Raw genomic sequence first — 25,127 nt, 5'->3', positions numbered from 1 at the left:
TCAGAGGCTCCCCTGCTTTAATTAATGGCTTGCTTCTAATTGATAAGCGGAATTTAACATCTATTTTACTTGTTAATCACCGGTTAGTGCCCCATTCTTATCACCCACTATCATGATTTAAAAATTATGGAAATTAGCTTATCCGATAGGAGCCATCGCTCATTGGCGCACCATCAGTTTCTGCATCTCTTTCAAACATCATTCTAATACTCGTTTCAAGAACATCTCCATTTGCCTCACTTTGTTCCTTTTTCAAGGCCGCTTGCAGTTGCGATATGTCACCTGCGCAGTCGCCCATTGGCCAGAGTGCTGCACGCGCTAAATTTCTCTTTCGTGACATGAGTCCTTGAAGCAAACAGTCAAAAGAATGCTCCTGATAACCTGCATGGATCGCCATGGGCATATGGATCTGAACTGGATACTTTTGTCCGATGCGGTGAACTCGGTCATTACATTGCTCTTCAACAGCAGGATTCCACCAGCGAGATAAATGAATAACGTGAGTGGCGGCAGTTAATGTCAAACCTGTTCCTGCCGCTTTGGGACCGAGAACTAATAAGTCAAAGCCCCCATCCTGTTCAAGATGACGCTGGAATTTACGTACAATAGCCTGACGCTTTTGGATAGGTGTATCGCCATTTATGTGAGCAATTTCCTCAAGGCTAAACTCTTGTCTTGCTAACTCCATAAAGCGGAATTGCATCTTTCGATGCTCAATGAAAACCAGGACACGTTCACCTTTTGATCTAATTTGATGCAGAATTTTAAAGCATGCAGTCAGGCGAGCAGAAGCATCGATAAAACTCTGACTGTTCCCACTCATCTCCATCGCCGGGTGAACCGAAACGCCACGTATATGCTGGAGCATTTTCAATGCGGCGCCAGGACCACCTTGAGAAAGTTTGAGCCGGGCAGTTTCGTAGGCAATTGCCTGCCCTTCAGGCATTAAACGAGGATGCAGAAAACGTGTTTTAGAGGGCAGCTCTTTCGCAACATCTTCTTTTAAACGACGAAACGCTAAAGGCGGTAGCTGATTACGGGGTTCAAAAGCCTGCTGATAAAGTTGAAGCATATTCCGTTCATCAGGTTCGCTGTAAAGGCTGTTGAAATTACGTAAGGTATCCAGAGACCCAGGGGCCAGTTGATCCATGATCGCCCATAAGTCACTTGTTGTATTCTCAATAGGTGTGCCTGTAAGGCCAATTCGATAATCAGCATTGATGGCTCGAGCGGCACGTGCGCGAAGCGAATCAGGATTTTTTATTGCCTGGATTTCATCAAAGACAACGGCTGAGAAATGAATTTTCGCAAGGGAATGCTGATAATTGGTGAGCGTTGTGTAAGTTGTTAATATCCAGAAACGGTGGCCTTTACCTTCTTCAATAGCTTCGTGAAGCTGCCGAAAATTCAGTAAGGGAGTACCATCTTTCGTTTCGATACCTTTAGCATCGAAATTTTTATACTGACTTAATGATGAACCATATAGTCGGAGCAAATGTCCGAGCCCTTCGCCATCGGTATGCTGTGCTACCTCTGCATTCCAATTTTCCAGCAGGGATGTGGGTGCCACAATTAATATCGGTCCGCGTTCTTTATTGCTGGCAGTATTGACTTGGTTGTTCTCTTTCAACCAGCGAAGAAATGCAATGGTTTGAAGCGTTTTACCTAATCCTTGTTCATCTGCGTTCAAGATGCCAGGCATCCCTGACTTCCAGGAAGTAAGTTGCAGGCTAAAGCTTTCTAGCTGATGCAATCGCAATGCGGTTTTAACGCCTGTAGGCAATTGTTCGTCGATAAATACAGGACGTTCTGTAAGGTCCGGTCTCCAGGATATTTCCTCAAAATTATCTTTGGTATCCAGGATAACCGTAGCAGCAGGTAGGTTATCAACTGTGGGCTTATCTTTTTTTTCTGTTATTTCTGTCGAGCCTTCCATCTCTTTAAGATCAGCCAATCGTTTTTCAAGTGCGCCTAACGTGTCTTCGGCAGCTTTGATTGGATAAGAAGCGACCTCAATTTCCTGTTGCGATGCATCTATGGCAATACGTATTTGCTCGCAGACATTTGCCAGCGCCTGGCTATCCATCGCATCAATAATTTTGGCCAGGGCGTCGGGGATTACCTCTGGTAACCAGGTTGTTTCGCCAGTCATGTGAGCAGAAACAGCGCCTTTTTGATAAAGCAAAATACCTTTAACGCGTTCGGAATATTCAACGGTTTCAATAAAAGCGGGACCTGAAGCGGCTTCAATAGCTTCTTCCTCGCCGACCTCATCGAGCCCATCCAGCTTACCTGATTGCCTGAGATATTTTTCAACAGCATCGGTAATTGCAGGTCGTGGGTTTGCTATAAAAGCACGTCGTTCTTCAGGTGCAGACTTTTGTTTCTGTACCATGATGTCAAGAATAGGGCGTGCGCTTCGGTCAATGACCAGATAATTACCTTCACCAACACGATAAGCGGAAAGAGTCCCTTGAGTTCTGACACGCTGCTGGAAACGACGTAGAGTTTGTTCACGTAACTCACCTGCAGCTTCGCTGACAGCTTCTCCGTTATTTTCAAGTTCTTCTATGTTCCTGCCAGAAAAAGGGACTATCTCGAAATCGTCAGCGCCATTTGAGCTGGTGGAAATAGAAAAACGATCAGCAATGCAGACTTCTAAACCTTGCATAAAATCGGTCATCGATACCCTAACGGCATTGATCTCATTTCCCATCTGGATGCCGGGATCGAGAGATTGCCTGAAACGAGCCAGTGATTCCCAGTCGGATGCTTCACCGCCGCCTGGTGTAAATTTTTCCGCGACTTCAATGGCCTCCATCATCCACAATGGCAACCGGCGTAACCCCTGAGATGTAGCTAAAATTGCCCCTGTTCGTTGTGGTATTTGGCGAACACCGTTGCGTAGCCATTCATACTGTAAACGAAAAGTATCGCTACCTAATGAACCTTCAATGTCGGTTTTTAATGTCAGATCGACAAGAGGGGGTAAGCACAAATTCTGTGCTGTTTCTGAGTCAAGCAGGCCAGCCAGCCGATGACTCATTTGTATAGAGTCGTGACTTATGTACAAAGGTTCTTCAAATTCTTCCGCCAGGGCTTTCAGATCAGCTATAGCGAAAGCTAAGGCGCGATCGTTATGTGTGAGGCCAGATAATGTTGCGGATTGCTGCCGTTTAAACAGACGGCTGATTAAACTCTGTTTTTCTTCAGCGATATTCAGAGTGATCGTTTCTGCATTATGATTGAAGGTAAATGTCATGACAGATACTCAATTTGTTCACGCACTTTATCCTGCCAGCCGCTCAAATGTGGAATAGCAACTGAGTTCGGTAGCATACGGATTTGTTCGCAATTGTATTTTAATTGGTACAGTTCTGGGCTGTATTTATTAGCACTTCGGAAAATATGAACTTTATAACTGTGTGAACCTTCAATGACGATACATTTACCAATTTGTAAAATGAGCAATGAGGTTTTATCACGATTACCAAGTGCCGTTTGAATTCCGAAGTTCAGCGTTGAAGAGTCCCTCATAGAACCTTTCATTTCTTTTGCTTTTAAGGAGGCCATGCTGCTAAATGCCACCCACGCTGCAGTGATTTTCCCTTGGTTATAAAGCCCTAACCAAAATTCCCGCCGTGGTTCCCACATATGGCTGTCTTCAACTTTCGAGACCACATCCAGGAAGAACAAAATGTTCTCACGTGTCAGCCAATTGATGATGAGGTTACGGCATTGTTCATCTACGCTACCCCATACTCCACCGCGACTCAGGCGTGGATCTTGGTACAAAGCTACAAGTGTTTCAGTCAGAAAACGTGAAAGTTTTTCGTCGGGTTGCTTATACAGCCAATGTGATAACAACGCATTGATGGCCTCAGAAGCACCATCCATTAACGCGTTACTTTTGCCATCGGGTTTCAACCAGGAAAATAGCTTCTCAATAGCTGCTTTTTCATGTAATTCAGGCCTAAGCAATGCGATATACGCCAGATGAGCATGCGACATTAAACCCGGCTCGTGCGGGCGGGCGATGCCAAACTGTTTGAGCTCTTTCCACGGTGAGTCCATCATCACCATTTTTTCGGCCAGCGCTTGATGCGCCTGCTTAGCATCAAAGAATTGAGGCAATTGTTCGATAACATCTTTCCATTTATCGCTCATGTGCTCGCTGGCGATATCAAGACAGTTTTTAATTTTGGTTGTGTGCGCTGAACCAGGTTCATAGCTGCGGATGTATGCCGAAATCATTGCGGAAATAAAAGATGATGAGTCCGTAACAATGGTTTCCCGCAGATAAAACTCTTGCAGTGCGGTAAAGTCGTCTTGAGTTCTGAATTCTTTATCAAAAACAATCGGTGCGCCGGAGCAAATGAATGACATTTTCACCTCATCCCATTGCCAGCTCTCTACATACGCAAGCAGCTTGCGTAAAACCTTTTCACGATCGCGTTCGGCAATATCTTTGACTACGTCTGGCCAGCGCTCATGAATGGCTTGAATCTTGGCCGATAAACCTTTTGATACCGCTATTGCTGGCTTGAAAAGTGCGACTGGCTTCAGAAAAATATCGCTCAATTTCATGGCATGCTCTTCTTCAACGGTTCAATCAGACGCTGGCGAATGTCTTCAATTTCCGCAGCATTGGCTGGAGTATGCATAATAATGCGAAGATCGATGCGGCGATTCATGGCCATATTCTGTTGTGTGTCGTTAGGGCGAACAGGGCGCATTTTACCGTACCCCGCAACCGAAAGAACTGGCTGATGCCGCATATTGAAATGTGCGACCAAATCCGGTGCAGCCGCAAGCATGCTGGTAAATGTCGTTATTGCACGATTAGTCGAAAGATTCAGGTTATAAACATCATCACCTTTCGAGTCAGTATGGCCTTCAATCTGGACTGCCTCAATGATGGCGAATGAAGGATTACAGCTTTTATTCCAACCCGCATTCTGGTTAAAGGTATAGCAGGGCAAGAGTGAGTCGAGGGTTTTTGCCAGCGCTTCGACAATCTTTCGCTTGTCATCGCTTAAGGCAAAACTATTGCTGATAAATAGCCCTTCGCCCTGGAAGCGCAGAGTTCCTTCCTCAGGAATCACATCAACTGGCAACAATGGGAAAGACTGTTTGAGATTATCGCGTAGCTGATAAAGCAGGTTAAGGCGAGCTGTTGCTGCGCGAGACATATACTGTTCCAAAGGATCGACTCGCTTCAAAACTGCTATTTCAGAGCGGAGATCTTCAATCGTTTTATCGCGTGATTGAACCGCGCGTTCATATTCGTCGCGGGGAACAGTATTTTTATCGTTATACCGGCTGGCAAAGAATGCGAGCAGCACCATAACAATAAACAGGAAGCTCACCGTCATGTCCGTCATTGAAACAAAGACGGATTCTTCTTCCTCTTCATTTGAACGCTTACGGTTGGCGTTCCCTCTCATGACATGCGTCCCTGTTTAGGTGCAAAGTTTTCCGCCTGGTCGACAATACTCTGCATGGTATCCAGTGCTGGCATTAACGCGGACTGCATAGTTTTAACGTGATCGAAAAGTGTTTCTACAGACGTTGCAACTTGCTCCTGATAAGAGTCGAACGCCTTGCCGAGTTTCTCATCAATACTATCCAGTCGTTCGCCCTGGCTACGTAATGCAGTGATCAAAGACTGAAGGTTCGTCAAAGTGGATTCAACCGCACGCTGCTGTCCACCCAACGTCTCTTGCGCTGCCGACAGAGTCATAGCGGATTGCTCTGCATTCGTTTTCGCTGCGGTGGCAATAGCTGAAAGGCTATTCTCGCTGCTCTCACGCAGTTGACGCGTGCTGACTTCAATACGTTCCATCATCGAGCGGATCGGATCGGCTGCGTCAGTAAGCGATTGAGCCGACGAGCGGAAGCTACCTGATGCATTTTCAGAGGCAATGGCTCCCTCTTTAATACCCTCTGAAGCACGACGTAAAGCGGTACTTGTTTCGTCAAGCATGCCCATGACGTCTTCCAGTTTTTCCGCAATGGTGGAAAGAGGGGAAAGAAGTTGGCTGCTGGCGTTCTGAGTCATCGTTTCTGTCGCTTTGGTAATTTCTCCGGCTGTATTACCAAATGCGCTCAGAATGTGTGTCGCAGCCTTGCCGATGGCATCGCTCGCTTGTGAAGCTGATTCTGACATGCGAGCTTGCGCGGCTTCTGCGCCCTGTTTTGCTGCGGTTTCCAGTTCTGTACGGATCCCTAGAGCGGCGGCCTTCATATCTGCAGCTGCTTCGCCCATCGCTCTTGCGCCATCACCCGTATTGTCTTTAATCCCTTGTAGCGTTGAGTTCATGGTTGCGAGTAGATTTTCGGCACCTTGATTGAATGCAGACGTTGCCGTTTCCGCTGTTTGTGACATGCCTTCCCGCAGCGTTTCAACTGCCAGACCTAAGCGTCCAATAGCGCTTTCCATTTCGTTGCCCATTTTCCCTGAGCTTTGATCCATTCTTTCCGCGAGCAATTTGATTTGATCGCCTGCCAGCGAAATGCGTTCACTGGCTTGCGTTAAGGCCCGGCCAACATCTTCAGAAAAACGCGACGAGAGGCTTTGTACCATTTCGCCGACACCATCATTGCCTAAGCGGCTAACTTGTTGGATGACGGGGGTAATTGCGGAGCTGATGGATTCTGATATCGCTCTTGGCAGATCTTCGCGAAGTGGGCGACCAATTTCTGCCACCATCTCAAGTCCCAGCTTGCGGAAATGTTCTCGACTTTCAATCGTAGCCTTTAGCTGACGAATGGATAAATCTTCCAGACTGATAAATGTCAGGCGTTTTTCAATCAAACTATTTAGGCTATGAACCCTTTTTTCCAGCTGTGACGTGCCAATACGCAAGCCTATGGTAAAAATTATTGAGCAGCACAGGCCCGTCAGCGACATGATGAACTTCGCTGAGGCGATGGTAAGTAAACCTTCTAATGCCGCGCTGCCGCCATCGTCTAGCGAGGTGCTCATCGAATTAAGTGCAGAAATCAAGCCGAGGAAGGTCAGAGACAGACCAATAGTCACAAACAAGCCCGGAACGATGCGCCAGAAGCCCTGTGTGAAATGCAAATCATCCAAATTAAAAAACTGACTAGGGCGAACGGCATTGCGCACCACAAGGGTACCGTCTTGATCGTCGACAATATGGGTTTCCCGATATTCCTTCCATGCCTCGGCTACATTTTGCTGTTCTTCGGTCACGTTTAAGTCGGCGATAGCGGCATCGATATTGGTAACATGCAGGCTAAATTCATCTTCGGGGGTTTTGGAAATAATGGAATGGATGCTGCCAAGCGCAGTAAGGCGACGTTTAACCAGTTTTCGCCAGCGTACAACGGTAATACAAAGTGCGACGACTAAAAAGATAGTCACATAGCCGGGAGCCGCATCATTCTTCAATATTGAAGCAAAATACAAAATGCCATTACGCACCAGCACGCCGGGGGCCAGCAAGATGTCCATTTTTTACACCATAAGTGACAAGGAGGGGAGAATATTCTTTTATGAGATTACTCTAATTGATTTCCTGGATCTTATCTATGCTTCAGCGGCGCACGGTAGTTAGGCTTATTTGAAAATTTAGTTCTAAAAATCAGAGGATTGCGTTGGTTAGGGTTTTCTCTAAGAAAATTGGTCCGATATAACTCATAAGCGTTCTCAATGTTAATGACACTTTCTCAGTCATTTACCTAAGGCATTTGGTGCTTGTACTCATTCACGTGCGCTGTATGATTTTGCCCATCTCATTATTCCATCTGGCGTTTGCCGTATCGATAAGGTTGTCGATCGCAGACGGTAGATCATTCATTAAAGCTTTCTTGGAAACACTATGTCTAACACTAACTTCTCTCAAACGGCTGCCTTTATCTGGTCAGTTGCCGACCTGCTTCGTGGGGATTTTAAGCAGTCCCAGTATGGGCGCGTGATTCTGCCGTTTACGCTGTTACGCCGTCTTGAATGTGTGTTAGCACCCACCAAAGAGGCTGTGGTTGCGGAAGCGGAGAAGCTGAAGGCCAGTCCATTGCCGGAAGAAGGACGAGAGAAGTTCCTGTTACGTGCCACCAAAGGCCTGTCGTTCTTCAATACCTCGCCGATGGATCTCGGCAAGATGGGGCAGAACGACATCAAAGAAAACCTCGAGAACTACGTTCAGTGCTTCTCAAAGGATGCGCGTGAAATCTTCGAGCATTTCAAATTCAACGAATTTGTTGGCCTGCTGGATGATGCAAACCTGCTGTTTAAAATCGTTAAGAAATTCGCCACCACTGACTTGAGCCCGAAAGCTATTTCTAACCATGAGATGGGGCTGGTGTTTGAAGAGCTGATCCGCCGTTTTGCGGAGAGCTCAAACGAGACTGCCGGGGAGCACTTTACCCCACGCGATATTGTGCGTTTAACCACTTCGCTGGTGTTTATGGAAGATGATGAAGCGTTGTCTAAAGACGGCATCATTCGCACCATTTACGACCCAACAGCCGGTACGGGCGGCTTCCTCTCTTCTGGTATGGAATACGTGCACGAACTGAACCCGAATGCGGTGATGCGTGCGTTTGGCCAGGAGTTGAACCCGGAATCTTACGCCATCTGTAAAGCCGATATGCTGATCAAAGGCCAGGATGTTAGCCGCATCAAGCTCGGCAACACGCTTTCCAATGACCAGTTACCACAAGACCAGTTCGACTACATGCTTTCTAACCCGCCGTTTGGCGTGGACTGGAAAAAGATTGAGGGCGAGATTAACGACGAGCACCAACAAAAAGGCTTTAACGGGCGTTTTGGCCCAGGTCTGCCGCGTGTGTCTGATGGCTCGTTGTTGTTCCTGATGCACTTGATTAGCAAAATGCGTGATAGCGATAAAGTCGATGGCTCGGTGAGCAACGGTGGGCGTATCGGGATTATCCTCAACGGTTCACCACTGTTTACCGGTGGGGCAGGTAGCGGTGAGAGTGAAATACGCCGTTATATTCTGGAAGCCGATTTGCTGGAAGGGATTGTCGCGCTACCGACGGATATGTTCTACAACACCGGCATCGCGACTTACGTATGGATCCTGTCGAACAAGAAAGCCGCCGAGCGTAAGGGCAAAGTTCAGTTGATTGATGGCACTAACCTGTGCGGCAAGATGCGTAAGTCTTTAGGTTCTAAACGTAACCTGATGGGCGATGAAGACATCAAGCTTATCACCCGTACCTTTGGTGAGTTTGAGGTGGTGGATGCAACTTCTCTTGAAGAGTTGGGTCTTGAAAAAGCACCTGAACAAAAATCTAACCGTGGTCGTCAATCTGCAACTGCCAAAACCGAAGCACCGAAAACCTTCGCCAGCAAAATCTTTAACGGCACTGATTTTGGTTACCGCCGCCTGACCATTGAGCGCCCGCTGCGTTTGTCAGCACAGGTGACCGATGAAGCTATTGCCACTCTGCGCTTTGCCACCAAACCACTGAATGCACCGATGGAACGTTTATATGAAGAGTTCTCCGCACAGTGGCAAGACGATAACTATGGTGACTTTACCGATATTGAAGTTGAAGCGCGCGCCATTATCAAAGCTGAATTTGCCGAGCTGAAAGAGAAGCAAATTAAAGACCTGCTCGATAGCAAACTGTGGCTGGCTCAACGTGCATTGATGAATAAGGCGCAGCAAATCCAGACGGCGTTGGCTGCTAAAGCTGGTGGTAAAGCGCTGGTGAGTAATGACTTTAATGAGTTCCAGCTAACTCTGAAAGGCGCGATCAAAACCGCAGGGATTAAGCTGGATACCAAAGAGAACAAACAGTTTATCGATGCCATCACCACTAAAAACCCTGCCGCTGAACCAGTGGTAAAAAAAGTGCTAAAAGAAGCCGCGCAGCCGCTGTATGGTGCGTTTGAGTATAAAGGCAAAGTGGTGGAGTTTGAACAAGACGGCGATTTGCGTGATAACGAAAATGTGCCGTTAAATCCTGCCATTGCCACCAGCGATCTGATTGAAAATTACTTTAAAGCAGAAGTGCTGCCGCACGTTGCCGATGCCTGGATTAATGCTGATAAGCGCGATGCTAAAGATTGCGAAGTCGGTATTATCGGTTATGAGATTCCGTTTAACCGCCATTTCTATGTCTACCAGCCACCACGCCCATTAGAAGAGATTGACGCCGATCTGGATGCGGTGAGTGCTGAGATTATGAAGTTGCTGCAGGAGGTACATTCCTGATGGCTAAATATAAGGCGTATCCGGAGTATAAGGATTCTGGGGTTGAGTGGTTGGGGGATGTACCAGAGCATTGGATTATTTGTAGATTAAAAAATCTAGCAACAATAAAAAACGGCCACGATTATAAATCTGTTCAAGCTGAACAAGGGTACCCTGTAATGGGCTCTGGTGGGCAATTTACGTTTGCTTCAAAATTTATGTACAATAAAGCATCGGTATTGCTTGGTCGTAAGGGAACAATAGACAAACCATTATATATAAACGAACCATTCTGGACTGTTGATACAATGTATTACACCGAATTACATAATGGTGTAGATGCAAAATATCTTTATTACCAAGCACTGACGATACAATTTTCTCGGTACTCCACAAATACTGCATTACCTAGTATGACGCAGGAGCATTTAAGTAATTATTATTTTACAGTTCCTAATCAAAAATTAGAGCGTAAACAGATTGCAGCCTTCCTCGATCACGAAACCGCAAAAATCGATAACCTGATCGAGAAGCAGCAGCAACTGATTGAACTATTAAAAGAAAAACGTCAGGCAGTGATTAGCCATGCTGTGACTAAAGGGTTAAACCCTAATGTGGCGATGAGAGATTCTGGTGTTGAGTGGTTGGGGGAAGTGCCGGAGCATTGGGACGTTGCAAAATTATCCTTTAACTATGAAGTTTTGTTGGGAAAAATGTTGGATGATAAAAAAATCACTGGGAAATATCTTGGTCATTACTTAAGAAATACAGATGTGCAATGGGATCAAATTAATACCGAAGAGCTTCCGACTATGGATTTCAAACTGGAGGAACGTGAACGGTATAGCGTAAAAAAAGGTGATCTTCTCGTTTGCGAAGGAGGAGAGATTGGACGTAGTGCAATATGGAATAGCGAAACACCTTGTTTTTATCAAAAAGCATTACATCGGCTGAGACCATTAAGCAATAATAGCAAAACTCGATTTATGTTTTACGTGCTATATGATGCAGTAAAGCAAGGGAGATTCATTAGCGGAGCAGGTAAGGCGACAATAGCACACCTTCCAGCAGAAGCATTCAAGCAATATAAATTTGCTTTCCCTCCTCTAGCAGAACAAATAAACATAGCTAAAGTTTTAGATAGTTATTCTGAGTTATTTAATGAACTTGAAGAAAAAACGACTCAACAAATATCTTTGCTCCAGGAACGCCGCACCGCCCTTATCTCCGCCGCGGTCACCGGCAAAATCGATGTGCGTGATTGGGTTGCGCCCGACACCAGTCATATCGAGGAATCAGAGGAAGCTACCGCATGAGTATGGATACTACCAAAGAGCTGATTTTCCAGGATGAAATGATTGCTCAAATGGAAGACAAAGGCTGGGTTCGTGGTAAACCAGAAAGCTATGACCGCGAACGTGCTTTGTACTCGCAGGATGCCATTGCCTTTGTGCAAAACACTCAGCCGCTGGAATGGGAAAAGTTCTCGAAGATTTACCCCACCGATACCGAACGCCATTACCTCGATTTGCTGGTGGCGCAACTTAAAAAAGCCGATAACAACGCCACCGACCAACTGTCGCGCACTTACGGCACTCTCGGCGTATTGCGCCACGGTATCAAAAGCCATAATGCGCGCTTTTCGCTATGCCAGTTTAAGCCCGAGCATAATCTCAACCCGGAAACCCTGGAGCGTTATAAACAGAATATCTGCCGTGTGGTGCCGGAGCTGATTTATAGCCCGCATGCCACCAAAACGGCACTGGATGAAACAGGTTCAATAGCTAAGAAATGGCGTATCGATCTGGTGCTGTTTATTAACGGCTTGCCGATAGCCACCCTTGAGCTGAAATCTGAGTTCAAGCAAGCGGTACACAACGCAATTAAACAATATAAGAAAACGCGTTTGCCGAAAGACCCGGTAACCAACAAGCCTGAGCCGCTGCTCACCTTTAAACGTGGCGCTCTGGTGCATTTCGCCGTCAGCCAGTATGAAGTGTTTATGGCCACCAAACTGGCGGGAGATGACACCTTCTTCCTGCCGTTTAACAAAGGCACTAAAGAAGGCGGTGCGGGTAACGACATTCCTGAAAATGAAAACGAGTACGCCACCAGCTATTTGTGGAATGAAGTCTTGCTACCGGACAATCTGCTGAAAATCCTCGCCAGTTTTGTGCATCTGCAAATCGAAGAGAAAGAGGACTGGAACGGGCTGAAGGTTAAAAAAGAGAGCCTGATCTTCCCGCGTTACCATCAGTGGGATGTGGTGAATAAACTGATTAGCGCTGCCGCAGATGAAGGCACTGGCCATAAATATCTGATTCAGCACAGCGCCGGTTCCGGTAAATCTAACTCTATCGCCTGGACTGCCCACCAGCTTTCCCGTCTCTATGATGAGAAAGGCGAGAAGCAATTCCATTCGGTGATTGTGGTTACGGACCGTACCGTGCTGGACGATCAGCTTCAGGACACGATTTACCAGTTTGAACATGCGGATGGCGTGGTCGGGCGCATTAACAATAAAGAAGGCGATGGCTCGAAATCAGAAAAGCTCGCCAGTGCCCTGGAAAACTCACAGCCGATTATCATCGTTACCATTCAGACCTTCCCGTTCGTACTGAAAGCCATCGAAAACAGTGTCAGCCTCAAGCAGCGTAAATATGCGGTTATCGCCGATGAAGCACACTCATCACAAAGCGGTTCTACGGCTCGTCAGCTTAAAGAAGTGTTGATGAAAGATGAGGCTGATGACGATGTGGAGCTGTCGTCGGAAGATATCCTCGATGCCACCATTGCCGCACGTAAAAACAGCAGTAATCTTAACTACTATGCTTTTACCGCCACACCAAAAGCCAAAACGCTGGAGCTGTTTGGCCGCCGTCCTAATCCTCTGGAACCCGCATCAAAGACCAATAAGCCGGAAGCCTTCCACGTTTACTCCATGCGCCAGGCCATCGAAGAAGGCTTTATTCTTGATGTGCTGAAGAACTACACCAACTACAAAGTGGCGTATAAATTGCTGCAAAAACTGGACGACCCTGACCGGGAAGTGGACAGCAAAAAAGCCAAAATCAAACTGAACCAGTGGGTCGTGCTGCACGAACACAACGTCTCGCAAAAAGTAAAAGTGATTGTTGAGCACTACCGCAAACATGTCATGCATTTACTGGGCGGGCAGGCCAAAGCGATGGTTGTCACCAGTTCACGCAAAGCGGCTGTGCGCTACAAACTGGCGTTTGATAAATACATTGCGGAGAACAACTACCAGAAGATTAACGCCATGGTCGCGTTTTCTGGTGAAGTGGAATTTGTGGAGAGTGACCACAATAGCCTCGCACTGCTGAATCAGAAGTTTACCGAAACCAATATGAACCCGGGGCTTAAAGGCCGGGATATGCGCAAAGCCTTCGATAGCGATGATTATCAGGTAATGCTGGTGGCGAATAAGTTCCAGACCGGTTTTGACCAACCGAAGTTGTGTGCCATGTATGTGGATAAAAAACTGGGTGGCGTGGAGTGCGTACAGACATTATCTCGTCTGAACCGCACCTATCCGGGTAAAGCGCAGTCGGGCACTTTCGTCCTCGATTTCTACAACGAACCCGACGACATTCTGGGAGCCTTCCAGCCTTACTATCAAACGGCTGAACTGACCGATGTCAGCGATCCGCAACTGGTCTTTGAGCTGTTCCAGAAGCTCCGCACCAGCGGTATTTTCCAGTGGAATGAAGTCGAGCAATTCTGCGAAGCCTTCTTTACGAAAAACAAATCCAACGCCGCGATTAGCAATATCTGCAAACCTGCCGTTGAGCGCTGGAAGAAGCGTTATAGCTCTGCCGTTGAGGCTTATAAGCTGGCAAAAGAGATCTTTGAGCGCACGAAAAAAACCAATGATGTGGTGCTGATCACCAATGCGGAAAACAGCTTCAAAGACTGCAAACAAGAGAAAGACAAGCTGGATATCTTCAAGAAAGATCTCGGCAGCTTTGTCCGTTTCTACGAGTTTATGTCGCAAATCGTTGAGTACGATGACAAGGAGCTGGAGAAACTCAGCCTGTTTGCCCGCCATCTGCGACCGTTACTGCATGAGCAGCGCATTGAAGAAGACGAGATTGATTTAAGCAATGTGGAGATGAGCCATTACCGCTTATCAAAACTTCATGAACAGCATCTGAAACTGCAGGAAGATGCCGAAGAGTACAAAATCGAGCCGGGCAATGACATTGGCACAGCCAAGCCGAAGGATAAGAAAGAAGAGTTTCTGTCCAATATTCTGGCGCGACTGAATGACCTGTTTATTACGGATAATCTTAGCGACAAAGACATGATCAACTATGCCTTTACCGTGCGCGACAAGTTATCGGAAAACCAGGCAGTGATGACGCAGATTGCCAATAACACCCGTGAGCAAGCCATGCTGGGGGATTTCCCAAAAGCGATTGATGATGCAGTGATGGACAGCAGTGATGCTCAACAAGAGATGATGATGCAGTACCTCTCAAATCCAGAACTGGCGAAAGGGTTTGCGCGAGTTGTGTTTGATATGTTGAAAGGGGCTTGAGTTTTTGGACCGACGCGCAGCAGGGCGTTTAGGCGATAATCAGGAAGGTATTTCCCTTATCATTTTTCGCGTCATCTGTCGCAATGGATAAATGATGGCCATCGTTTGTAATTCAGATAGTTAACAAGGAAATTAAAGGATGAAGGCTAAAGAAGCCAAGTTGCTCAACTTTCTGCAGACTGCACCTCAGTTGGTCATCCCGATCTACCAGCGTATTTACTCCTGGAGCCTGAAAGAGTGTGAACAGCTGTGGGATGATATTCTCCGTTGTGGATTGGATGAGAACAATCAAGGGCACTTTATCGGTTCCGTGGTTTATATCGAAAATGGGCTTTATTCGGTGACCTCTCAATCACCCTTGTTGATCATTGATGGCCAACAGCGCGTCACGACAGTGTCATTGTTGATAGCTGCTTTAGCCGAAGCCGTGGGCGAGCAAGAGATTATTGAAGGGTTCAGTCAAGCCCAGTTACGTGGTTTCTATTTGACTAACCCCTTATTGTCAGGCGAGAAGCGATATAAACTTATTCTGTCGCAGACGGATAACGAGACGTTACGTGCAATTATCGATGGAAAATCTCAGCCTGAGAATTACTCTTTACGTGTTACGGAAAACTTTGAATACTTTAAAGATAAACTAAAAAATGAAAAATTGTTGGAGACTGTCTGTAAAGGGCTCAGCAAATTAATCGTGGTGGATATCTCTCTCCAGCGCGACCATGATAATCCTCAGCTTATATTTGAAAGCATGAACTCAACGGGTAAAAAATTAAGCCAGGCCGATCTTATTCGCAATTACATTCTCATGGGGCTGGAAAATGAGCGCCAAACGACGTTGTATAATGATCACTGGCGTAAAATGGAACTTCTGTTTGGTCAGGAGGCTTACTCCGAACAATTCGATGCTTTCATGCGTCACTACCTGACAGTAAAAACCGGTGACATCCCTAAGATTGATGACATTTATGAGGCGTTTAAACAGTACTTTCGTCGCAATAGTCAATCTGTTGAATCTGCTGTTGCTGATATACATAAATATGCCATCTACTATTGTGCCATTGCGTTAGGTATTGAAAAAAATAAACACCTTAAAGAGATATTCCATAATATCCGCGAGTTGAGAATGGATGTTGCATATCCGCTGATGCTGGAGCTGTATGATGACTACCAGCTGGATATTCTGAACCTAAGCGACTTCGCCGAAGCCCTGCGCCTGATGGAAAGCTATGTATTTCGTCGCGCAGTATGTGCCATACCAACCAACTCAATGAATAAAACCTTTGCCGGGTTGAGTAAAAGTTTTGATAAGAACCAATATTTGGAGAGCCTCAAAGCTGCGTTTACGTTGCTGCCATCTTATCGTCGTTTCCCGACAGATGAGGAGTTTAAGAGGGATATTCAGACCCGCGATCTTTACAACTTCAGAAGTCGTAGCTATTGGCTCAGAAGGCTTGAAAATCATAAGCATAAAGAGCCGATCCCAGTAGATGAATACACTATCGAACACATCATGCCGCAGTGCGATAATCAAACAGAGAAAGTGCCCGCTGCATGGAGAGCTGAGCTAGGAGATGAATGGCAGCGGGTATGGGAAACATGGCGTCATTCGCTGGGTAACCTGACATTGACGGGCTATAACTCGGAGTATAGCAATCGCTCATTTGCTGATAAGCGCGACATGGAAGGTGGTTTCAAATACAGTCATTTACGCCTGAATGACGGGCTTTCGCCTCTTGATAAATGGAGTGAGGAAGCCATTATAGCCCGAGCAAAAAAAATGGCAGAGCAGGCAAGCAGTGTCTGGCCAAGTGCCAATCTTCCCGATGATATTCTAAACAATTACCAGCCTAAGAGTGAAGGTAACCTCACTTATGGATTTGAAGACCATCCCTATCTGGCTAAAGAGCATGTTCAGGTGTTGTTTGAAGCGTTCCGTAAAGCAACGTTGGCCCTTGACCCTTGCGTCACAGAGGTCTTCCTGAAGCTTTATATTGCTTATAAAGCTGAGGTGAATTTTGTGGATGTTGTACCGCAAGCAAAGCGGCTGCGTCTTTCACTGAATATTTCGTTTGCTGAAATTAATGATCCGCGTGGATTATGCAAAGATGTTACCAGTTTGGGTCGATGGGGAAATGGCGATGTTGAGATCGGATTCGAGAAGCTAGAAGATTTACCTTACGTTATGTCATTAGTCACACAAGCATTTGAGCGACAAATGGATAATTAGTCTTTAATAAATGCAAGGGCTGAAAATAGCCCTTGTATTTATTATATTCGAGGAAATAAAGGCTACTGTATAAACTCGTCGAAAATACTCGGTACAGATAGTCAATAATACCTATCCGGATTTTCTTGCTCTTGGATGTAATTCACTCTATTTAACGATGATCACCGGCTTTTTTATCCATTTTTTGGGCCCTAATCCTTCCCAATTTCATCGTCACTTCTTTCGGCATTTCATCCCGATTATCCTCCCGCAGACCCATGACGACGTTATACCCCATCAGCAACGAACGATCCCCCAAGCGTGGCAGTGGAGCCAATTCTATCGGGATGGTCAACTTCAGGCTGGCGTCGTAATCACACCCCAGATACACGCGCAGCAGTGTAAACACATCCTCCCGCAGTTGGCCGCCGGGCAGCCAGCCTTTGGCCTCTGCCGCGTCTTCGGTAAACATTTCCACGCCGATGCAGTAGTTGGCGTCCTCCGTATGATTGCCAAGAACCAGATGATCGCCCAACCTTTGTTGTTCTGAAAAAGAGAATCTCGCTCGTTTTCCAGCGGGCATCCGCGTGACCTTGTGCGGTTTCACGGTGGCCTGCGTGTTGGGTGCCTGCGTGCGGATCACGCTGACAATGCCTTCCGCTGTGCGGGTGGTTCTGACCAGCGGCTGCAATAACGCCAGCAATCGCGAGGCGGGTACTTCACCACTGTCGGTGATACCGGTCAAGCAGCTGCGTCAGCGACAAAACCGCGAAGTTGCGGGAGGTGCGGTAAATCAGGGAACCATAAAGTTTTTGTTCTGCGTCCGCGCCACTCATGGCATTCAGCAAGGCCGCCCGTGCCTGCGTGACCGCAGTTCTATCTGGGGTAATTTTCCAGTCAGGATGCCGGGCAAACTGCGCGGCCATAAAAGCGATATCCTGCGGCGCGACGTTTTTCAGCAACGGCGTCAGCTGCTGCGTTAAATAGTGCTGCGCCTCCGCGCCGGTGGTTTTGTCGGGCTGGACCAGCATCAGGTAGGTTTTCAGGGCATCGTAGGACTGCGTGGGGGATACCAGCGCCGCACTAAGCTGCATTTCGGCCGGTTGAACGATAAGTCGATGGGCCAGCGCCGAGTATTGCGGCCAGAGGGCAGGAAGCAGCGAATCCGTCACGTCCAGACCGAACCGGCGATACAGCGGCGTGCCCTGTTCCTGCTGAGCCAGTAAGGTTTGCACCCTCTGTCGCAGTGAAGACAAGACTGCAGGCGAGGGGGGAGATTTTTGCCTGCTGAACCTGTTCTGCACTGCCGGTCACCAGCCGGTAATTACTGACGCCGGACACTATCGTACCGACCGCAAAAATCAGTATCGCGGTGGCGGCACACCACTGCGTAACGGTACGCACCGTCATCCCAACCGGACGACCGGCGCGGCGATGAATACCCGCAGACAACTCCCGCCAGACCGGAGAATCCGCGCGCTCATGCGGGCCGTATGCCCGAAACACCAATGCCGGTGAAAACACCACGCCGTACAGCGGCAGCTGAAAATAGCCACTGAGCAGCGGTTTGAATGCATCTGCCCAACCGGACAGGCGGGCTTGTAAATCACTGACCAGTTGCAGCAAAAACGTGTGACGCATATTTTCACTGATTTGTGCCATGCCCTGCGCGCGCAGCTCCGGGAGCAGGGACTCCACGGAAGACGATAAAGACGCCGGCGTCAGCCTTTTGTGCTCCAATACACCGATCAGCTTTACCGCAAGTTCAGGCTGCGGCCAGCTCAGTTCACGCCGGTCCAGCAGATACACCGGCAGTTCCCAGCGCAGCCGGTGGCGGACGATTTTATAACCGCGAAGCACGGGATCTGCCTGCTCCGCCTGGGTATAGTGCGCCTCATGGCTCACCCAGATCAGCGCATCGGCAGGGGCGTGAGGACGCAGACGGCGCAATGCATGAAGGTCTGCCGTATTGCCGCCCGCCGCCAGCGACCTGCCCCATAACAGCAGGGTATTGCCGACCGTCATCCAGCCAGATCCCGTCAGCCCCGGCGCGACCGCTTCAATATCCGTCGGTTCACCCATCACCAGCAGCCAGGAGAATTTGCGCTTCCAGCGCAGGCCGTAGCGATGCCTGAGGGCTGATTTTAATCGCCCAACATCAATGGACGGCTGAACGGGCCGCTCTGATTCTGTACCCTTCGATGCGAATTTGGGGCGCACAGGAACCCGCCAGCTGGCCGATGTGGTGACGAGGGTAAATGACAGGGCAATAAGCGCGACAATCAGCGTGATGATCAGAACGATCATTAAAATGCCGGAGTGCTTTGAGGACGAAGAAAATACGCCGTATTGCCGGAACACACTGATAATCGCGACTGCAACGGCCAGCAGCAGGAACAATATTCCCAGACGTGTAATGATTTTCTTCACAATCAGCTTCCTTGCTGCGCAGAACGGATAAAGTGCGGTTCAAGCAGGCGATTCAATATGATCCGCAGGCCTACGGCGCTGCCAATCATCGTGACGACCAGCGTCAGGATCAGCGTGATTGTGCCCCGGAAAGAAAACAGCCAGTCCGGGAAGGCATGGCCGAGGGACCAGAACAACACCAGATTGAACAGCAGTGAAGCGACCAGGCATCCGGCAGGGTAGACATCGCGGGGTAACTGGCTGTGATAGTCAGCCTGAACCGGCGCTTGAGTCCCGACAACCACCGCCCAGGCTGACTCTTCTGCGGCGGCCAATACCCACTGGCTGCCCTGCCCGCGCTTAATCATGTCGGCAGCGGCCCCCAACATCAGCCAGCCCGAAAGAGAACCATACCCTCCACAACCTTTGTCGAAATCCAGTTGCCCACCCATAGGGGCTTCCTGGCGCAGCGGTAATTTCAGGTCATGAACAACGGCATTAAGCTTTTGACGCAGGATGTCGGTCAGCCCGGAGAACCACACCAGACGAAGAGACTCTGCCGGCTGCTGTGTCATGTCTCGCAGTTCCAGCAAATCTTCCGGCAGTGTATTCATGTTTAACGGCATGGCTCTGAAGAGCTGAGGTGAAACTTTTTGTGTATCAGGTTTGAGCAGGCGAGCAGGGGATAGCAGCAGTGAGGTAGCGATCTCGGGCAATTTATCGTCAGGTTCACGGTAATGGAACGCCAGAATTAACACCGGATTTTGGGTATTGATTAACGGGTTATTCCAACCCTCAAAGGGGAGTTCTGCCGGAAGTAAGTGCAGATCGAGTTGGGATGTTAATGGCAGGCTTTGCCAAATTTTCTCAAGGCATTGTGCATGTTCTTCTGACAAATGCCGCGTAGTTTGCACCACCAAACTCAGTATCTTATGGTCAGATAACCCCTGCATGGCAGGAATCATTCCCATTAGCAGGAACCGACTAAGGGCCTCAAAACGGAAAATCCCCGGTACCAGTATTCCTCCTGTGGGGATATTAATGCCGACAGTCTCTTGTGCAGATACATCGTGGTCTGCGGGCTCAAGGCCTGCCAGACGAAAAAGCAGTTCTGCATCGGGACTGAAGTTTTTGGCCTCGACAATGCACAAATGTTGATGAGTCCATTTCTGCCAGACTGCATGCGTATTTGCCTGCCAGTGCGTCCAGTCGAAATACATAAGTGACTGGATTTCCAGCGGCAGAAGATAGCCTGTGAGGCCAAACAGGATAGCGACCACAGTAAAACCGGTCAGTGGCAGATAATGGCCTGAAGCCAATGAATAAAGCCCCGTCGAGGGAGTATCAAATACTACCCAGACTAATGCACAGAAATAGGCGATGGCAAAAATGCACACACAAACCCAGGGCGACCATCTGGCTGGTCTTTCACAGGGTGCAGCCTGCGGCACTGACCAGCCCATCAGTTGAAGTCCACGGCTTGTGTGCTGGCAAATACCTTTGCCCCGCAGGCTGTTTTACAGCCATGTACCACAATGCCATGCCCGCCTTCTTCATAGCCCATATCGCACTCAACAATAGCGTTACTGCCATGTTCAGGGCAGGAGAACGTATCGTTCAGCAAGGCGGCTTTTTTACCATCAATTTCAAAGGTTGAGGAGGCAGAAGTCACACGACCTCCATATGAACTGCTGTCACCCTGTACCACGACTTTTTTGCTCATATTCAGTCTTCCTTAACGGCCACCGTGTTTGTAGATTTCCATTTGCTTCATTTTGGCGAGTTCGTCTGGTCCTATGCCCCCCGCGCTTTCGGCAACGACTTCTGCCGGGCGGGTATAGCGAGGATGTTCACCGCTTGAGAAATAAGGATCCGATATTTGCCAGTCAGCAAGCCTGCGGTATTTTTCCAAATCGCTTTTATTGTTTGAGCATTCACAAATACCGATCGGTAAATCGTAGGCAACCACCTGAGTCATGAAATTCTGGTTTAGCGGTAATGTACTGTGGTCGCTGGGTTGTGAAATAAATTTGCCGATACGGGCATCTTTTTGCTCGCGGGTTTCACGACGTCGTGTGAATTGGCCCCGCGTATCATCGTGAGAGCTGGGTAAAGACCATGTAGGTGACGAGGGTACTGATATCCACTGCTCTTCATATAGGGAGGCATAGTAAGGAAAAGTGTCATCGTTAATTTTTCCACTGGAATATTGCCCCCAGCCTTTTCCGTCGGTTCCGTCAGCGGGTTTATCCCCAACTCGCGTACCATCAAAACTCAAGGGTATATCAAAAGATTCGGGAACCTTTTCACCGTTGATAAATAGTGTCTGATTTGCTGGGGGAGCAGGATAAATGAATTCACCGCCGTCATCCCAGAACGGTTTACCTGCGGGGGGAAGCGTTCCAAAAGGAGTGTGAACCAGAGGGGCTCCGCCACAATGCAGGCCTCGGGCCATCATCCGTTGGAACAGATGACCCTGGTGACCTGTAAGCAGCTTATTGATGTTGCCATCAGGAGTATTGGGGATGCCTTGCCAGCCGATACTACGAATAGCTTTCATTCCCATAACACGGTCATGAGCATTACTGTAAACCCAGGTGCGGCCATGATTGTCGCGCTCATAAGTACCGTTTGGTCCCATCCCTGTTGGCTTCCAGCTCTTATTATCAGCATCGACTCCGACAACCAGACGGCTATAGTCCGCAGATGTCATCCTGTTAGCTTGCTGAGCAACTTTCTTAACTACATTCTCAAACGTGGCAACCCTGGCTTTAGTCGATATGCATTCATTAAACGGGTAGGCGAACCTGTCCATTGTTTTATGTTCAAGCGCATAAGGTGAATTCATCACAAATAAAGCATCAGGACCGGTTTTGGCAAGCAACGTTGCCGCCATTGCAATCATCGTGCCTTGGCTGTGGGACATCAGCGTAATGGTATCTTTAGGATAATCATTTCTGATGGTATCCATTAAATTAGCCAGCCTTGTTGCAGCGTGGGCATAATATTGTCTCGCAGGAGCGTCTGAAACTAACCGGTCTAACTCAGTATTTGCGGCCTGAACGCTGAACGGGATCGGCATTTCCTTCAGCCATTTGCTAAAACCTTCTTCACTCCATAAAGACACCAACTGGTCGCAGCCATTTTGAAATGCGCCGCCGCCCCAATAGAAAGGCCCCTTAGCTTGTAATTCATTGTCAGACAGTTTTTGGTATTTTTTCAAATCGTGATAATCATCGCCTTCAGCATTTCTCAAAGGGATCTGATATTTAACATCAGCATTCTTTCCTGCCGAATAACCCCAATAAAAGCGGATGACTGGTGAACGCCCTAATTCAGTAATCTCTCGGGGTTTAGATATACCACTTGAATATCCATTTTCCAGCAATTGAAATTCACTAGTAAGGTTTAATCTATTATTCAACCCCTCACAGATGTGCTTTTCTGCATCCTTATACCATTCACCTTCAGAGTTAACTCCATGCACAAAAATAATAAGCCCAGGAAGCTGAATCGGATAGTTACAAGCTGCCCTGACTTTGTTATTGGATGGAGAGCACATGCTAGCCCATACATGCTTACCATTGTCGTCAATATGTACTGGAGCAGTTCGAGTTGGCTCTTGTGAACTATCAGTCATTTGTTACTACTCCCGTTGCTAAAGGTGAGTAACTCTGTTTTTTTGAATAAGTCACAGACGAAGGTTTTATCGAATTTGAACACGAAAAATATCTTGATATGGATTTTTTATTTATAGCTGGCATCTCATTTTTTTCTATAATAACCCCAGAGCCTTCTGGATGACTGTCCAAAGAAAGAATGTGTGAGTAATATCGGCTATTATGAGAGTTTTTTACGTAAATATTATTATTGGTTATGATGATACTTTTGTCCGATGTATCATCTCCGGTTGTAGTGCCCAATCTTAGTTTGTTTTTATTCCCATCAATGCTGTATGCCAACTCTGCACTGCAATCCATGTGATCACTAGCGCAGTACATGACGAAAAATGGATAGGCAATTATATTTTCATCGGCTGAATAAATAAACTCTCCCTGCCATTTCATAGTGGGGTTTTGTGTTAAAATATCATTACTACTTGAACCTCCGCTGATATAAATTTTCTTACCAAGCTTAGTGTCGTTATAATAGACAATGCCTCCATGATCGCAGTCTTTATAATTTTCTAGCGTGAAAAATCTATGGTCATCAATCCGATAAACAACTTGTGGTGGGACATTGTAAATCATGTACTCAACCTGCCCGGACTGCTCAGTTAGTCCTGCTCCACCGGTTGTCATAGCAAAGCCGTCTGCCGCCGTGGGGATATGACAGGCGGTAATTAGCAGGCAAGAAAAAATTGTGGCTGAAGCACACGCAAGCTTGTTCAGTGTTTTCATTCTTTCATCCTTAAAGTAATTCAAAACTCATACCGTCGAGTAGTGTGCTCTGAACAAGAGCCGTTTTTCCTGCAGCGTCAGTCACGCCTTCCTGCACAGAACCGTCGGGCAATGTCATCCGGTATTTGGCGTTAGGGATAGGTTCACCGCTGAGAGGATGTACGAGTGCGAATTTCTCATCGAAATTCTCTGGCTCGAAGGACTTCATGGCACCCTGCATGCTGCCGGGACCGTTTTTACTGATACCCTGATTTTTCACCAGCAGTTTCCCCGGCCCGCCAATTTCAACGTTACCGCCTTTCAGCTTGATGTAGGCTCCGCCGCAGACCAGAACCAGCTCGTCCTGTGCTGTCACCGTCATTTTTTTTCCGCTGGCAATATGCGTATCGTCCGTTGACCAGGTGGTGAATTTCCCGCCCTGCGCCTGAACGTCGATGTCGCCTTTGGCGGCAAACATTTTGGTTCCCTGTCGGCTGTAGAGGCTGATTTGCTCACCGGCGGCGACGGTGAATTTCTTCGTCGCGCCGATATCCACCTGTTTACCGGCGGTCAGCGTCAGGCTGTCTTGCGCGTACAATTGCATACTGTCCCCGCTGACAATACCGACGCCTTTTGGTGCGCTTAAAAGCAAAACGGCTCGCTGAAGTTTGTCGAGTTTCTGCTGTAACAGCGTCTGTTGCCGGTCGATGTCTGCGGCTAATGCCTGGGCCTGTTGAGCACTGGCCGACAGGCTCTGCATTTCTACCATCGCACTGGAAAGAAGTGCTTTGGCCTGTTGCATGTCCAGTTGCTGACCTCCGGCACAAGCCTGCACATCGGCGGAAATAAACACACCCTTGCCGCCACGAACGGCCACCCAGTCGTCGGTGCGCAGCTCGGCGCCGTGACCGCGGTCTTTACGCTTGTCATCGACCAGCGCACCCAGGTTCAGCTGGCTTTTGCCGCTGGCCGGTGTGGAAAGCTTGATGTGTTCTTTCCCGCGCGTATCGTCCAGTCGCAGTTTGTTATTAGCGGGAGTACGGATAACGTTCCGCTTGTAGTTCGGTAACGCCACAGGGTCCGGATGCCGTGAATCGTGCAGCGCATAAGCAATGTACGGCCGGTCAACGTCGCCGTTCTCGAAGGCAATCGCCACGCCGGTGGAATCCAGCAGCGGCATATGGAAGCCGCAGGTATCCCCGGAATAGGGTTTTGCCAGGCGCAGCCAGCAGCTCTCAAAGCCTTTCTGCCATTTGGTGCGGTCGAAACCAAACCGGGCGCGGTACAAACCGTCGGCGCTGATATGGGCATAAGGCTCATCCGGATGTGCGCTGGAGATACGGGCGGGCAGCGTGCCGGCGACGCTCGGCCACGGCAGCAGA

General features: G+C 48.0%; 15 protein-coding genes. 4 read left to right on the top strand and 11 right to left on the bottom strand.

The window, feature by feature from the left end:
• Positions 1 to 133: 133 nt before the first annotated feature.
• From EVX52_RS24465 to EVX52_RS24450, 4 genes are read right to left on the bottom strand one after another with little or no spacing between them, the layout of a single operon-like run.
• The gene (locus EVX52_RS24465; RefSeq protein ID WP_129992312.1) at positions 134 to 3,262 is read right to left on the bottom strand and encodes a DEAD/DEAH box helicase; all 3,129 of its coding nucleotides are present in this window, start codon (positions 3,260 to 3,262) and stop codon (positions 134 to 136) included.
• Positions 3,259 to 4,587 (bottom strand): EH signature domain-containing protein, encoded by a 1,329-nt coding sequence (locus EVX52_RS24460; RefSeq protein WP_129992311.1) that lies wholly within the window; start codon positions 4,585 to 4,587, stop codon positions 3,259 to 3,261. The genes EVX52_RS24465 and EVX52_RS24460 overlap by 4 nt, the downstream gene beginning before the upstream one ends.
• Positions 4,584 to 5,447, bottom strand: coding sequence for an OmpA family protein (locus EVX52_RS24455; protein ID WP_129992310.1), 864 nt, complete (start codon positions 5,445 to 5,447; stop codon positions 4,584 to 4,586). The genes EVX52_RS24460 and EVX52_RS24455 overlap by 4 nt, the downstream gene beginning before the upstream one ends.
• On the bottom strand, positions 5,444 to 7,480 hold the full coding sequence (locus tag EVX52_RS24450; RefSeq protein WP_129992309.1) for a hypothetical protein: 2,037 nt from the start codon (positions 7,478 to 7,480) through the stop codon (positions 5,444 to 5,446). The genes EVX52_RS24455 and EVX52_RS24450 overlap by 4 nt, the downstream gene beginning before the upstream one ends.
• Before the next feature lie 367 nt (positions 7,481 to 7,847).
• Here EVX52_RS24450 and EVX52_RS24445 point away from each other — a divergent pair, with 367 nt between their 5' ends.
• The 4 genes from EVX52_RS24445 to EVX52_RS24430 all read left to right on the top strand — a co-directional run bounded on the left by EVX52_RS24445 (position 7,848) and on the right by EVX52_RS24430 (position 16,978).
• Positions 7,848 to 10,211, top strand: coding sequence for a class I SAM-dependent DNA methyltransferase (locus EVX52_RS24445; protein ID WP_129992308.1), 2,364 nt, complete (start codon positions 7,848 to 7,850; stop codon positions 10,209 to 10,211).
• Entirely contained in the window at positions 10,211 to 11,506 is a 1,296-nt protein-coding gene (locus tag EVX52_RS24440; RefSeq protein ID WP_129992307.1) for a restriction endonuclease subunit S, read from the top strand. Before EVX52_RS24445 ends, EVX52_RS24440 begins: the two co-directional genes overlap by 1 nt.
• Positions 11,503 to 14,751: a type I restriction endonuclease subunit R gene (locus tag EVX52_RS24435; RefSeq protein WP_129992306.1), complete on the top strand. Its 3,249-nt coding sequence runs from the start codon at positions 11,503 to 11,505 to the stop codon at positions 14,749 to 14,751. The genes EVX52_RS24440 and EVX52_RS24435 overlap by 4 nt, the downstream gene beginning before the upstream one ends.
• A gap of 139 nt (positions 14,752 to 14,890) precedes the next feature.
• Positions 14,891 to 16,978 carry a DUF262 domain-containing protein gene (locus tag EVX52_RS24430; protein WP_129992305.1) on the top strand — a complete coding sequence of 696 codons (2,088 nt, stop codon included), beginning with the start codon at positions 14,891 to 14,893 and terminating at the stop codon, positions 16,976 to 16,978.
• Between the two features lie 151 nt (positions 16,979 to 17,129).
• Here EVX52_RS24430 and EVX52_RS24425 read toward each other — a convergent pair whose 3' ends face one another.
• The 7 genes from EVX52_RS24425 to EVX52_RS24395 all read right to left on the bottom strand — a co-directional run.
• On the bottom strand, positions 17,130 to 17,648 hold the full coding sequence (locus EVX52_RS24425; RefSeq protein WP_240783498.1) for a type VI secretion system baseplate subunit TssG: 519 nt from the start codon (positions 17,646 to 17,648) through the stop codon (positions 17,130 to 17,132).
• Between the two features lie 28 nt (positions 17,649 to 17,676).
• On the bottom strand, positions 17,677 to 18,192 hold the full coding sequence (locus EVX52_RS24420) for an ImcF-related family protein (RefSeq protein ID WP_165385202.1): 516 nt from the start codon (positions 18,190 to 18,192) through the stop codon (positions 17,677 to 17,679).
• A 1,197-nt stretch (positions 18,193 to 19,389) separates the two neighbouring features.
• The gene (locus EVX52_RS24415; RefSeq protein ID WP_129992303.1) at positions 19,390 to 20,829 is read right to left on the bottom strand and encodes a hypothetical protein; all 1,440 of its coding nucleotides are present in this window, start codon (positions 20,827 to 20,829) and stop codon (positions 19,390 to 19,392) included.
• Complete coding sequence (locus EVX52_RS24410; protein ID WP_129992302.1) at positions 20,829 to 21,089, bottom strand: PAAR domain-containing protein; 261 nt, start codon at positions 21,087 to 21,089, stop codon at positions 20,829 to 20,831. Before EVX52_RS24410 ends, EVX52_RS24415 begins: the two co-directional genes overlap by 1 nt.
• Positions 21,090 to 21,101: 12 nt before the next feature.
• Positions 21,102 to 23,006 carry a hypothetical protein gene (locus EVX52_RS24405; protein WP_129992301.1) on the bottom strand — a complete coding sequence of 635 codons (1,905 nt, stop codon included), beginning with the start codon at positions 23,004 to 23,006 and terminating at the stop codon, positions 21,102 to 21,104.
• Entirely contained in the window at positions 22,999 to 23,766 is a 768-nt protein-coding gene (locus tag EVX52_RS24400) for a hypothetical protein (RefSeq protein WP_129992300.1), read from the bottom strand. Before EVX52_RS24400 ends, EVX52_RS24405 begins: the two co-directional genes overlap by 8 nt.
• A gap of 10 nt (positions 23,767 to 23,776) precedes the next feature.
• Positions 23,777 to 25,127, bottom strand: a 1,351-nt coding sequence (locus tag EVX52_RS24395; RefSeq protein WP_129992299.1) for a type VI secretion system Vgr family protein, incomplete at its 5' end; no start/stop codon positions are given.

This window comes from Rahnella sp. CFA14(1/10) (assembly GCF_004195095.1).
Taxonomy (GTDB): Bacteria; Pseudomonadota; Gammaproteobacteria; order Enterobacterales; family Enterobacteriaceae; genus Rahnella; species Rahnella perminowiae.
This window is presented reverse-complemented; position numbering and strand designations above follow the sequence as displayed.